The organism is Shewanella pneumatophori (assembly GCF_023283895.1).
Lineage (GTDB): Bacteria > Pseudomonadota > Gammaproteobacteria > Enterobacterales > Shewanellaceae > Shewanella > Shewanella pneumatophori.
This window is the reverse complement of sequence record NZ_JAKILB010000002.1, coordinates 18,687-32,121: the sequence shown is the minus strand read 5'-3', so window position 1 is coordinate 32,121 and position 13,435 is coordinate 18,687. Positions and strand designations below refer to the sequence as shown.

13 protein-coding genes are annotated in these 13,435 nt (G+C 45.7%); all 13 read right to left on the bottom strand.

Annotated features, from left to right (window positions below; genetic code table 11):
- Positions 1-78 precede the first annotated feature (78 nt).
- Entirely contained in the window at positions 79-2,571 is a 2,493-nt protein-coding gene (locus L2740_RS03175) for a S9 family peptidase (RefSeq protein ID WP_248948642.1), read from the bottom strand.
- Between the two features lie 286 nt (positions 2,572-2,857).
- The gene (locus L2740_RS03170) at positions 2,858-3,430 is read right to left on the bottom strand and encodes an anthranilate synthase component II (protein ID WP_248948641.1); all 573 of its coding nucleotides are present in this window, start codon (positions 3,428-3,430) and stop codon (positions 2,858-2,860) included.
- Between the two features lie 123 nt (positions 3,431-3,553).
- Positions 3,554-4,822 carry a tetratricopeptide repeat protein gene (locus tag L2740_RS03165; RefSeq protein WP_248948640.1) on the bottom strand — a complete coding sequence of 423 codons (1,269 nt, stop codon included), beginning with the start codon at positions 4,820-4,822 and terminating at the stop codon, positions 3,554-3,556.
- 2 nt (positions 4,823-4,824) lie between these two features.
- Positions 4,825-5,466, bottom strand: a complete 642-nt coding sequence (locus L2740_RS03160; protein ID WP_248948639.1) for an energy transducer TonB — start codon at positions 5,464-5,466, stop codon at positions 4,825-4,827.
- A complete protein-coding gene (locus L2740_RS03155; protein ID WP_248948638.1) occupies positions 5,466-5,867 on the bottom strand; it encodes an ExbD/TolR family protein in 402 nt (133 codons plus the stop codon). Before L2740_RS03155 ends, L2740_RS03160 begins: the two co-directional genes overlap by 1 nt.
- Positions 5,860-6,378, bottom strand: a complete 519-nt coding sequence (locus L2740_RS03150) for a MotA/TolQ/ExbB proton channel family protein (RefSeq protein WP_248948637.1) — start codon at positions 6,376-6,378, stop codon at positions 5,860-5,862. The genes L2740_RS03155 and L2740_RS03150 overlap by 8 nt, the downstream gene beginning before the upstream one ends.
- A complete protein-coding gene (locus L2740_RS03145) occupies positions 6,365-7,774 on the bottom strand; it encodes a MotA/TolQ/ExbB proton channel family protein (RefSeq protein WP_248948636.1) in 1,410 nt (469 codons plus the stop codon). The genes L2740_RS03150 and L2740_RS03145 overlap by 14 nt, the downstream gene beginning before the upstream one ends.
- The gene (locus L2740_RS03140) at positions 7,771-8,556 is read right to left on the bottom strand and encodes a DUF3450 domain-containing protein (RefSeq protein WP_248948635.1); all 786 of its coding nucleotides are present in this window, start codon (positions 8,554-8,556) and stop codon (positions 7,771-7,773) included. Before L2740_RS03140 ends, L2740_RS03145 begins: the two co-directional genes overlap by 4 nt.
- Entirely contained in the window at positions 8,550-9,377 is an 828-nt protein-coding gene (locus L2740_RS03135; RefSeq protein ID WP_248948634.1) for a hypothetical protein, read from the bottom strand. The genes L2740_RS03140 and L2740_RS03135 overlap by 7 nt, the downstream gene beginning before the upstream one ends.
- Entirely contained in the window at positions 9,374-10,066 is a 693-nt protein-coding gene (locus L2740_RS03130; RefSeq protein ID WP_248948633.1) for a hypothetical protein, read from the bottom strand. Before L2740_RS03130 ends, L2740_RS03135 begins: the two co-directional genes overlap by 4 nt.
- The gene (locus tag L2740_RS03125) at positions 10,063-11,397 is read right to left on the bottom strand and encodes an ATP-binding cassette domain-containing protein (RefSeq protein WP_248948632.1); all 1,335 of its coding nucleotides are present in this window, start codon (positions 11,395-11,397) and stop codon (positions 10,063-10,065) included. The genes L2740_RS03130 and L2740_RS03125 overlap by 4 nt, the downstream gene beginning before the upstream one ends.
- The gene (locus L2740_RS03120; protein ID WP_248948631.1) at positions 11,397-12,443 is read right to left on the bottom strand and encodes a FecCD family ABC transporter permease; all 1,047 of its coding nucleotides are present in this window, start codon (positions 12,441-12,443) and stop codon (positions 11,397-11,399) included. Before L2740_RS03120 ends, L2740_RS03125 begins: the two co-directional genes overlap by 1 nt.
- Positions 12,434-13,432: an ABC transporter substrate-binding protein gene (locus L2740_RS03115; RefSeq protein WP_248948630.1), complete on the bottom strand. Its 999-nt coding sequence runs from the start codon at positions 13,430-13,432 to the stop codon at positions 12,434-12,436. Before L2740_RS03115 ends, L2740_RS03120 begins: the two co-directional genes overlap by 10 nt.
- Between the last annotated feature and the right edge of the window lie 3 nt (positions 13,433-13,435).

Sequence of the window (13,435 nt, the reverse complement as noted above, 5' to 3'; positions counted from 1 at the left end):
GCCTAGGTATAAATCGTTAATTTTCCTTAGTCATTGCAATAAAAAAGGCTTCATCATGAAGCCTTTTTAAGCGAGTAGTTACTTAAGCTCTTGCTCAAATAACTTATGAATACGACGATATTCATCCAACCAGCTCGAAGGCTGACGGAAACCATGAGGTTCCACAGGATAAATGGCAGTTTCAAACATTGGTTTCTCAAGCTCGATTAGACGCTGTACTAAACGCACACTATCTTGGAAGAATACGTTATCGTCTAACACACCACTCATGATAAGCAATGGTTTTTGCAAGCCGTCTGCATGTTCAATCGGCGAGCTACGCTCATAAGCGATTGGATCGACATCTGGCGTATTGAGGATATTCGACGTATAAGGCGCATTATAATGTGCCCAATCCGTTACTGGACGCAGCGCTGCGCCAGCTTGGAATAACTCAGGCTCATTAAACAGTGCCATAAAGGTCAAGAAGCCGCCGTAAGAGCCACCATAAGTACCGACTTTACCCGCATCTACATTAACGTTAGCCGCCATCCAGTTTACGCCATCTTTTAGATCCTGCACTTCAGGCGTCCCCATTTGACGGTACACTGCTGTACGCCAATCTCGGCCGTAACCTTTTGAACCACGGAAATCCATATCCATCACCACATAGCCTTGCTGAGCCAGTAAGTTATGGAACATAAACTCTCTAAAGTAACCTGAGAAGCCGTAATGTGCATTTTGCAGATAACCTGCGCCGTGGTTAAAGATCACTGCAGGATATTTATCAGCGTTGTCTTTACTGTAACCTTGCGGCACATAGACTCGAGCGTAAACGTCACCCGCGCCATGGGTTGAAGGCACGGCGACAACTTCTGGTGCTTGCCACGCATAGTTTTTAAATGAATCGCTAGTGTAGTTAGTTAGCTGCTTTAACTCACCACCAATTGGTTGCACAAATAGTTCTGCAGGCTGAATACGGGTCGATGCATTTAATAATAGCGCGCTGCCATCTGGGCTTAAGCTGTAATCAAGTTGACCTTGCCATTGGGTTAATTGCTCATCTTTACCTGTGGCAATTTCAACGCGATAGACGTTATCAATACCTGGATGGGTCTTGTTAGCCTTGTAGTAAATATACTGAGCTTTAGGGCCTAAGGTGATATCGCTGACCACAAACTGACCTTGAGTAAGCGCCTTTGGCTTTTTACCTTGTTGCTTTAAGTAAAGCTGAGAAAAGCCCGTTTCTTCAGATAGGAAATAGATGCTGTCGCTATTCGGTAGCCAGCCATATTGATTAAAGGTGTAGTTGATCCAAGCGTCGTCATGTAGGCGATGCTGAGTAGTTAAGCTGCCCTTATCTAAATTAACGGTAGCAATCCAACGGTCTTTGTTATCAACCGCTTCAAGCATTACCGCAACACTATCACCTGCTTCTGACCATTGAATCGCACTTTGTGTCCAGCCCCAGTCTTGCATTAACTGGATGTTACGCGGAGCTTTTTCACTCTTATAACTTTCACCTTTAGCTTTGGCATTCTCAGCTTTTACCGCAGCTAATACATCTTCATCAAAGCCTGTTAAGCCCTCAATGGTGATATCTTTTTTACTATGGTTAGTTAAATCGAGTAGTACTAAACGCTCGCCGGGGTTGTTATCTTCAGCTACGCGAGCACGTGCAGGTACCGCATCAACATAACCATCTTTACCTAAGTAATTTGGCATAATGTCGTGCTCACCACGCCAGCTGTAGCTCTTATCTTTAAGTGCCACAATCACATAGCGACCATTAGGAGACAGGCTTAGATTAGTCACGACCTCTTTATCGCCCAAATACCATGTCTTAGCCGACATAGTTGGATCTGCTTTGGCAAGCTCAGCCTTATAGTCTTGTTTGGCTTTAGCATTATCATGTTGCATCGCAACATACTGGATGAGTCGGTGCTGCTGCTTAGCAAGATAGCTTGATGGATCTTTTACACCTGCAGGCTCAGCCGCCATTTTGATGTTAGCGATCTCTTCAACCAACCCTGAGTCTTGGTGAATTTTAAAAATATTATCACCCTGCCAATATGCAATATCACCATTAGTTAAAAAGCGTACCCCATCTACAGCAGTATTAAGACGAGTAAGCTGAGTTATCTTGCCGTTGTTTAAATCTTTAACAAACAGGTTGCCTTGATAGATATAAGCTTTGCGTGTTTTGTCATTGTTTAATACGCCACGGCGCTGATCAGCCGTATGAAGCTGATTTAGTGCTAACTCACTCGCTGCCGTGCTAGTTATCGCTTGCTGATAATAGGTTTTAGTTGGCGCACCATGGGCTTGCCTAGCAAAGTAGATCGATTGACCATCATCACTCCAGTAGGCACCTTGAGCAAATAAGCCCATCCAATCCGGATTGGCCATAATTTGGTTTAAGGTTAATGCTTGATCGACTTGTGGTGGTGCCGATAGAGCTACTTGAGTGGTTTGACTCGCTACCTGATTAGTAGCCAGAGCTTGATCTGTAGAGTTATTGGTTGTGCTACAACCGGCTAAAACTGCCAATGAAAGTGCACTTAAGCTGACATGACGAATCACGCTTTTCATATCCATCCCTATTATTATTGGTATTTTTGCGGACTTTTATACCACACTTTGGCAACGGGATTATCTGAAAAAGCGGTAAAATTTGTAACAGATGATAGGTTTTTCGCTGATATTGCTAAAACTTGCTAACAGTTCAAGCAACAAGATTAACTGTATTAAGGCGGTTAAGCTTGAGCCTAGGCAGATTCATCGCCATGCACTCATGGCCATATACTGCAGCTAGAATCGTCAAACCATTATATTTACTATAAAGCAGCAGAACCCTAGCCCATCACACATTGAGCAATTAGCATATCTTAATGAAATTTGCTAATAAATCATGACCTTGCTGAGTCAAAATAGATTCTGGGTGAAACTGCACGCCGTAGATCTTTTTCGCAGGCATACTCATCGCCATGATCTCACTGCCATGTAACGCGTCGTCATACCATGCATCAAGTACAAAGCCCTCAGGTACCTTATCCACCAGCAGAGAGTGATAGCGTGTGACAGTAAGTGGGTTCGCTAAACCACTAAATAAACCGCTATTGTTATGGGTTATTGCGCTAGTTTTGCCATGCATTACCCGCTTGGCGCGGATCACATTAGCACCAAACACTTGGGCAATCGCTTGATGACCTAAACAAACGCCGAGGATCGGCAACTTACCAGCAAAATGGTTAATTATCGCCAACGACAGACCGGCCTCATTAGGTGAGCAGGGGCCGGGGGAAATAACTAAATGATCTGGTGCCAGAGACTCTATCTCTGCGAGGGTGATTTCATCATTGCGCTTAACCAGAATATCTTGGCCAAGCTGCTGAAAATACTGCACCAAATTAAAAGTAAATGAGTCGTAATTGTCGATCATTAAGATCATAAAGATCTAAAAACCTATGCTGCTGGCGTTATTTTTCTAACGAATAGCTTATTGCCTTGCTAGACCAATAACACTCAATATGGATGATTTGGGCGCAGATGCTATCACAGCCATCCGCTTTGATCATCTGAGTTTCTCGTCAAACAGCACTAAGCTAGATAACCTTTGATTAAAAGCATCTGCAATCGTGGCAAACCCTGGTGTTTGCGCAAGCTTTCTGTAGCTCGCCTGCGCCTCAGGCCACAAGCCATCTAGCCAGTAACTTTGCCCTATTAATAATAAAGCCTGCCCTTGGAGTTGATTTCGGTGCTGACGAGCATGTTTTATCTGCGCGGCACTGCCTAATGGTAACGCTTGCAAACCTACTTTAGCCCACGCAAGACGCGCCTTGTCGCCCTGCTTTAATCCTGCAAACAACTGCCCTTGAAGTAGGTAAAAGTCATCATGCAGCTGGTTTTGGCTTGTGATATCAAAGCCCGCTAACATATCTAACGCTTGTTGATAGCGCCCTGACAGCCAAGTATATTGCGCGCAAGCAAAATTCGCTGCGCTAAACTCTGCGTGACTTGCTTTAGGATTAACTAACCTGCTGCAGCTTGCAGCTAAGTTGTAAGCTTTAATCTGCGCCAATAGCCCGGTGCTATCTGCTGCACCGCCGGTATTATCTACCAGCAAGCTTTCCGCAATATCATTGGCTACAGCAGCTTCAACAAGCTGGTTGAGTCCAAGCTCACTGCGCATTAATACTTGCCAAGCAGTGCGATTCACAGACTCTAATGTTAGCCATTGCTCAGCACTAGCTTTAGCTGCTTGCCACTGCTCTAAACCCAATTGACTGTAACTAATCAGCGGCCACCAATGTGGCTTAACCTGTTTGATGTCCTGGCGAAGCAGCTCTGTTAATACCGCTTTATATTGCGCGAGTTGATAATACGCGTAGCCGCGCATATAGCGCACCTGTGCCGCAATAGGTTGGTCAACATTTGCAAGGTTAACGCCTGCTAAACTGGTTATTGCAGCTTCAAATTGTTCAAACTGTAATTGTGCATGGGCGAGATTAATCGCGATATTGTCATTATTTGGGTAAAGCTTATACCCGCGTTGCCAGCAACCAAGCGACTCTGCTTCAGCTTCGGTATCAGCAATGGTTTTACAGGCATATTGAAATACCGTCGGGTGCGGGGTTGCTTGCTCAAGTAGCGGCTGCATTATCGTTAACGCAGCTCTATAGTCGTGACGATCTAATAAGCCACTCGCTTTATTAAGTAAATTTGATTCAAAGCGATTTAAGGCTCGTTCTTGCTTAGCAGCCCGCTCTTGTGCGTGACAGTTTAAGCTAACGAAAGCGCCTGTGAACGTAAGCAATAATGCTATTTTTTGAATGCACTTCATGGCTAACTCACCTTGAAATTAATCGGTACATCAACAAACACCTTAACCGCCTCACCTGCTAATACCGCAGGCTTAAAGCGCCATTTACGCGCCGCCTCTATCGCAGATTGATCAAATACTTGTTTGGGCTCAGCCTCTAACACCTCAGCCTGACTCACTACGCCATCGGCCTCCACAATCAGCCGCAGTAAGACTTTACCGCCTTGTTTAAATTTACGACCAGCTACAGGCATTTTTGGCTGAATAAAACGTAGCAATTCAGGCGCTTTATCAACATCTTTAATCCCAGCAATTACTGGTGCAATGCTAGGTAAACTTAAGCCGTTTAATGTAGGAGTTGCCATAACAGGCACTTGCAGCGGCATATCGGCAACGGTTGGCATAATCGGCATACTGGTTGCGACTGGTGTTACCGCACTTGAGGTTACTGGTTTTGACTGCACTTTTTCAGGTTCTGATTGACGCGGTTTATCTGGCGGTAACAAGGGCAGTGGTTGTGGCTCAAGCTGCTGACTCAGCAGCCCTACTGTTTGGCTTTGATTTAAACTATTGGGTAAATAGTAGCAAAGTAAAATCGTTGCCATTACCGATAAAATAAACCTTACGGACTTAACCCCAACCGCTTTCAATTGCACCGTAGCCATTATTGGATCTCTGACGCGACAGAGCTAAAACTAATGCCAGCTTGTTTGGCGATATCGAGTACTTTAATCGTTACCCCTGTTGGGCAGTTGGTATCCGCAACAACCAAGAGTTTAGCCTTTGGTGTTTGAGTCGCAATTTGCTGTAGCTTGCCCGGCAGATAGTAAATATCGATCTCTTTCGACTCAAAGTATACCCGGCCGGTGGTATCGAGCGTGACCACAATAGGACTACCATCAACACTAGTTGCCATGCTGGCTTGAGGACGCTTGATCTCAACTGACGCTTGCTGCACAAAGTTAGTCGATACAATAAAGAAGATCAGCAAAATAAACACCACATCCAGCATAGGTGTCATATTGATTTCAGGATCTTTATCTTGTCTAAATCGATCGCTAAGCATTAGCGCCTCCTGCTAATAAATTAGTATCGACACGATTTAATTTTCGTTGCCAGAAAAAGGCCAATATGGCGCCAGTTAACCCAACAAATAAACCTGTTTGTGTGGTCACCATTGCCATGGAGATCCCCGCAGAGATCACCGCTGGATCGTGAAAGCCATAATGAGCTCCCGCATCAAACATAGCGATCATTCCGCTCACTGTACCGAGTAAACCAAGTAGCGGTGCCACCATAGCAAGCAATTTAACCCCTTGAAGATCGCCATACTGCTGAGCCTGTGCCTGCCGTAGTGCTAACAAGCGCAAGCGCTGATTAAGCCAATCATACTCGGTTGTTCGGCCTGCTTTATCCAAACCTGAGCTAGGCTCTTTAAATAAAGCGCGACTCACTAACCACAACATCCATAAACAGCAGATAAATAGCGGCCACATCACTATGCCACCAAGCTCAATAAAGCCTAAAACAGCATTAAGAAAATGCGCTAGTGATGCTATAACACTACTTTGAACCATGGCCTGCCCCTTGCTCAAGATTGAGTGCTAGTAACAAGGCTGATTGCTGCTCCATATTCAAACTTAACGCTTGAGCGCGGCGCTTTAGCGGGTAATGCAGCAACAATAAAGGCAGTGCCACCAGCAAGCCTGCTTGAGTAGTAATCAGTGCTTTACTGATCCCTTGCGACAGCAATTTTGGATCGCTATTACCAAATTCAGTAAGTGATTGGAAAGTTTCAATCATGCCGGAAACCGTTCCCAACAAACCCAGCATCGGCGCCATTGCAGCAAGTAGCGCAATAAAGCCAAGACCTCGTTCAAATTGCGTCATCTGTCTCAACATCAACTGCTTGAGTCGCTGATCCATTGCGTCAACACTACTCCCCTCAACAATGGCATCGGCTAGTACTTTCGCTGCGGGAGCTCGAGACACACTCTGTAGTTGCTGCTTAATTTGTTGCAGATCTGCTTTAGTACTAGCATCGTTTTCAAGCTGAGCTAATGGGCGCCAATACAGTAAGACAACCGCACGCCAGAGGGCTATCAGTAAGCCAAACGCTGCCAAAATAAGAATAGGCCACAAAACTTCGCCACCATCTTTTACCCATTGGCCAAGACTTTGCTTTTGCGCCAAGCTTGGCAACATGCGACCTTGACTTAAATCCATTGCCAATAGTTGAGTTTCACCATCTATCCACGTTTTGAGTCGCTGGCTAACATCACTATCAACAGGTGCAATAGCGGTTGGCAGTTTGTCAGTAAAAGCAATGAAGCTCGGTAAATCAGTGTCTGTTATCGCCATTAAGCCACCAATGACAAATAGCTCTTTGGTGCTAACACTGCCATCTGCTTGACTTATTGCTGCTGAAGTACGGGCAACTTGTGCGGTCATTTGCATATCGTCAACAGCGTAATCTACAAGCTCATTAAGCTGCTTCAGGCTTGGAAAGCTTGAGTTAGCCTTAGCAACAGTTAAGCTTTGCTGTCGTTGGTCTTCAATTAAGCTGGTAGGACTTTGCTGCCATTGCTGCGATAAGCTACTCAGCGCTTTTTGATAAGCCCCTTGAACCAGCTGCATATCATCAACAGCGAGTTGATAACTGCTAGTCAATTGCTGCTTTTGCTGATTAAGCTCGACTAATTGCTCATTTAATGCTGCCAGTTGTGCGCGTTTACTGGCTAACCTTGTGCTTAACGCTTGTTGGTTAGATTTGACCTCATCGATCTCTTGCTTTAATTGAAGCTCCCAAGCGCTATTTTGCTGACGGATATCAGCCACTCGGTTATCGATTTGAGTCTTTTGCAGCTGATAATGACCAGCAGTTTTGTTCACTGTAGTGTCTGCAACAACTGGGCCTTGGGCAAAAACCTGAGCAGAAGCACTTAAAAGTAAAATGGCGATCACAGCTCTCATTGCTCTTGTCCTCCTAGTGGAAGATTGACAATCTGCGCCACCTGTTTATTAGCAGTAATTGCCATTGCTACTTTAATGTCACCTTGTTGATCAACAGGTAAGGGCCGCCACTGGCGAGACTCATTATCAAACCAACCTAGATGTTGCTCATCAGGGGTGATATAAAACCAAGATAAACGTCCTAGTCGCAATAAGTTCACCTGCACAGGTTGCTCATCGATTGCGATAACCTCCTGGGTTAACTGCTGGCCATAACCATAAGCAACCTCTATGGTCATCACATCAAGTAAGCGCCTAAAACGCTCGGCCAATGGCAGATCATGGCTATCCATTGCAGTGCGTAAAAATGCTAGGCGACGCTTACGCTCATCAAAGTCAAACGGAAGATCGCTGCTCACTTGACGCTCTAACATGGCATACCAGATCTCAAGCTGTGGCTCGAGCTCCTGCTTTAATGCCGTTATTGTGGCAATGTCTTGCTGCAACTGAGCAACCTCTGCTTGCAAGGAGGCTAAATATCTTTGTTGTTTTTGCAGCTGATACTCAGTCCAGTAAAGCTCACCTAAGTCTTGCTGCTGCTGCGACAAAGACTGTGCTTTTTGTTGTTGCCATGCCGCCGCCTCTTCACCAAGCTGCACTGCTTGCATAACAGGTTGTTGTATTTGTTCTCGCCAGCGCTCTGCTAAATTGCTGCTTGAATCAATCGCACCTGCCGTCGCATTCGCGTTGAAAGGCAATACACTACATGCGACCAATAAACTGATAGAAACTCGAGCTAGCATTTGCGGCCCCCTTTTTTGATTGAACGACGCCAAAACACCAACCCTTGTAACAGTAAACTCAGCAGCAATAGGCAGTAACAGATAAAGAAATAGTTAATGAGTGGGTTATGTACCGCTAGCACCTTAACTTGCACGCCTTTTGCCTGCTGTTGATACGGCACACGAAAATCCGTCACCGTGATATACAGATCGCCCCAATTGAATGGACGCAGGAAACCAGCATGACCACTGACGGTTTGCTCGCCATTGCTTACCTTAAAATAAGCATTGTTTATGCGCGGATCGAATACCTCTACGCTACGACGAGTGATACGGCCTGCAGGGCTAAAACCTTTTTCATCTTCAGTGATTTGGCTGGCATCGTTACGATAATCAACTTTGACTAACTCAATTTGATAGCGTCCACTGTTAAAGCGCTCTCCTTGATGCAGTACAACGCTGTCGTGACCATGAATAAACACTAAGTCGACACCATGAAAGATGAATACTAACAAGGTCAGAATATGGATCGGCAGCATCATGATCCGTGGGCTGCGCCAGCGCTTATGACGCCAAGTTGGTAACAGATCGCGCCAAGAACAAAGTGCAGTGTTTAACCCAAGTAGAAACATCAAACCAAATAGGCCAGCAAGCCAACTTGCCACAATAGGCGCGTTCACTAAACTCTGCATCCACTGCGACATAGGCAGATCATTAAGTGAGCGTAATACTTGTCGATAGGCATCTTGCTCACTCATGGAAACGCCTAGCGCAAACCACACAGATAGCAGCACGAGTAATACAAAGGCTAACCGCATTGAAAACAACCAATTCATCGTCATGACAGGCGATACCCCAACATCAATACACAAATAAAGCCAAGCACCGCAGCCTTGCCTAATGCCAGCGCTTTGCCATTAGCAAACCAAGCTTTGGGTAGGTGAAACACTAAGATAAATAACAGGTAAGTCAGCGCCGAGAAAAAGAAGTGGCCACTCCAACTCCAACTGCGCCCCCAGCCGATAAACGCCCAATAGCTCCCTGCAATTTCGCCGCCAAGAAACGCCGTACCCGCAAGTAAACTGAGAAGATGGCTATGACTTTCTAAGCGCAGATCACGAGCAAAAGCATGGATTAAGTAACCGACACAAGCAGCGATAGCTAAACCAAGTGCAATGGGTCTAGAAAGGAAAAACAGCTGCGCCCAAAGGGAGGTCAGCATGGCACTATCGCCCATTGGCGGCTCAAGGGTTTTACTATAGATAAGTAACAATAACGCAAAGCCGCTTACTATCCATGCATAGCGAGCCTGCAAAACATTACGGATAGGTAAAATGCACGCCGCTAACGAGCCAACAATGGCTGTGACCACTAAATATGTAGTCACGCTGCTACCAGGAAATAGCAAGCTATTAGCATTAATTAAGGTCAGTGCCGTCACCGCCAACGCGAACACGACCACACTAGCAAGACGCGCAGCGATAAAGCGCTGTTCAAGTGTAGTCGTTTGATTCAAGCTGACATCTTTCATTGGCTTTGCTCACTTACAAAGGCTGCAGTCTCTGCGTTGATAAACTGCATAAGCTTTTGAGGTAAATGCGCATCTTCGATATCGATAACTTCAGGGTTATGCAGCGACCAATGGCGACAAACTTGCTCAATCAAGTTTGGCCGCACCACCCAGATATGGCGGCTATTGGCCACTGCAAGTAGTGGCGCAATTTGCTTACCAAAGCCTTGACCACCAAGCTCCATCGGGCCAATTTCATCGACTATACAGATATCGCCTTGGTTAAAATTATTATGATCAAGGGCTTGTAAACCAAGGGCCAACCCTGCTTCAGTAAAACTAAAACGAGTGCCGGTTTTCTTATCCAACACGCCAGTGCGATGGCCAAATAGACAACGCTCACCTGTGGCGATATCAACAATGTCGCTACTAAAACGGCGACCATCTTTCATTACACCGGGGCAAAGCATGCCTTTTAATTTGATCTGTTGCTGTTGGCACTGCTCAATGAGTGCTGCTAAAGCGGTGGTTTTTCCGCTACCGCTTTCACCAGTTACAATCAGCACTTTGCTGAGGCTCAAGCCCAATACGTTTTGCGGCATAAAAAACTCCTGCGAGGCAACTGTATAGCTGGCAGTAGCCAAACCATATAGTCGACTGATATTTTTACTGGTCATTACAGCGCTGCGCTCGCCGTAATCCAATACCTTGCCGTGCTCCAACAGCAGTACTTTGTCTGCGTATAACTGAGCCAGATTTGGATCATGCAAAATCGCAATCACTGCGGTGTTAGATTCAACACAACTGCGTTTGACCTGAGAAAGAATTTGAAATTTATTGCGATAATCAAGATGATTAGTCGGCTCATCAAGTAGCAATAGCTGCTCACTCTGAAACAAGGCTCTGGCGAGCAAAACCAGTTGACGCTCTCCACCTGATAAGCGGTTATAGTCCGCCTTAGCTAAACCGCCGACATCAAGCAACTGCATAACTCTTTTAGCTTCATGAATGTCTTGCTCTGATGGTGATTCAAAAGTTGATAAAAACGGCGTCCGCCCCATTACCACCATTTCAAGCGCAGTAAAAGCAAAGGCGGTCTCTTGTTGCTGCGGCACTAAAGCCATCTGCTGTGCTATTTCTGCACGAGTCATATTGTTTAACGGCTTGCCATTGAGCTTAACTCGCCCTTGGCTTGGTTGATTTAAACCACACAGACAATTCATTAGTGTCGTTTTACCCGCACCATTAGCGCCTAGAACGGCTAAAAACTCGCCAGCAGCCAGCTCAAAGCTGACATCTTGTAATAGTTGCTTACCCGCAACAGCAAAGCTCACATACTCAACCGCTAGCATTAGTACGCGCCTCCCTGACGAAAACGAAACAGTAAGAAGGCAAATAAAGGCGCACCAACCAATGAAGTGACAATGCCAATGGGGATCTCCATGCTAAAGCTCGCCCTAGCAACACTATCTGCTAGTAGCAAAAACATCGCGCCCACAGCAGTCGATAACGGGATTAAGCGCATATTGTTAGCGCCTGTGAAGGTGCGCACCATATGTGGCACTACTAGGCCTATCCATGCGACAGAGCCTACAGTTGCAACACATGAAGCCACAATAAATGAACTAATTACTATCAGCACCATACGCAGCCTTGCAGGCTCAACACCAAGGCTACGGCATTGATGGTCACCTAAGCAGAGCACGTTGAGTCGATAACGTAGTGTATGGATAAGTCCATAACCTACAGCCACAGGCACGATAAGTTGCGCGACCGTACTCCAACTGCTTACCGACAAAGAGCCCATTAACCAAAATACAATCGCAGGTAACTCGCCATAGGGATCGGCTAAGGCTTTTAACATGGTCAGGCCTGCGCCAAATATCGAACCAACAATAATACCGGTCATAATCATTAGTAGCAGGCTGTTGCTACCAAAGCGCTTTGCCATGAACATAGCTGCACAAGCAGCGGCGAGTCCGCAAGCAAAAGCTAATAACTGCACCATCAACCAACTGCTTCCAGGCGAGATCAAGCCCATAGCTGCACCAAACATGCAGCCTGAAGCTACGCCTAAAATATCTGGTGATACCAGCGGGTTACGAAATACCCCTTGATACACGGCGCCAGATACGGCAAGGCCAGCACCTACTATCAGAGCTGTCAATAAACGCGGAAAACGAATAAGCAGAATAACTCGTTCTTCTTGGGTTAAATTATCTGGCACTTGCCCTGTAAGTATTAAGCTACTTAATACAGACGGCAGCTTTTGAATAGCGCTGAATAAATCGCTAGGGTTAATCGAAAAGCGCCCAGCACAAAGACCCACCAGACCAACTACAATGGCCACGCCAAGCCATTGCACTGGTTGTAGCGTGCGTTTTTTAGCTACAAACATTGGTTTATCTCTTGTAGCGGAGACAGGCAAGCATCACCAAAGGCGACTTGATAGTAGTGAGCTATTTCGGCATCTACATCGATGTTTTTAAATCGTTCAGGGTAAGCGTTAACTGCAATATAAAGTGCCCCTGCCATTGCCATCGGTGACGGCATATCCCAGAAACTGCCTTTAGGTATTTTGATCTGCGGTAGCTCAGCAATTTGTGCCATCAACGACTTTTTAAGTTGCTCATCAACTTTGGTTGAATCATTGGATTCGCGTACAAGCAATTGCGGCTGCCAAAGGAGTAACTGCTCTGCATTCACTTTAGGGTAAAAGCCCGGTACCCCGGTTGCGACATTTTTAAGACCAGCAACAGCCATTAGCTGATGTTGAAACATCTGCTCACTGGCGGTGCGGTATAGATCTGAACTATTGGCGTAATATGCTCGCAGACGCTGCTCATCACTAAGACCTTTAAGTCCAGTTTGAATAATCTCAGCTAAACGTTGATTTTCAGCCGCGATCTTAGCCGCCTTGTCTTCTGTGCCTGTTGCTTTTGCTAATAACGACAGCACAACTTCACTGTCTTTAAAGCTTTCAGGCTGAATAACTAAGCAAGCAATACCTAATGAGGTCAGACGGTCTGCCAATCTATAGCCATCTTTTTTACCAAAAACTAAAACCAGATCCGGCTTTAATGCGACGATAGTTTCTAAGCTAGTTCCAGCTGAGCGGCTGCCGATCACTAAAGGATCTCGTTCACCTAAAATACGATTAATAAATGGTGAATGCTTGGTACTACCACCAATACCGACCAATTGATCTTCAAGGCCAAGGCTTAGAGAGAAAAGGTTTGCAGGGGTAAACGTCGTCACAATGCGTGAGGCCGGCTTTGACAGCACGACCTCACGGCCTTGTTGATCAACCAAGTGTATCGGCGCCGCCGATACACTTGAAAGACCACAAAGGAGAATGACAACAGCACTAAATAGTCTGTTTAACATTCT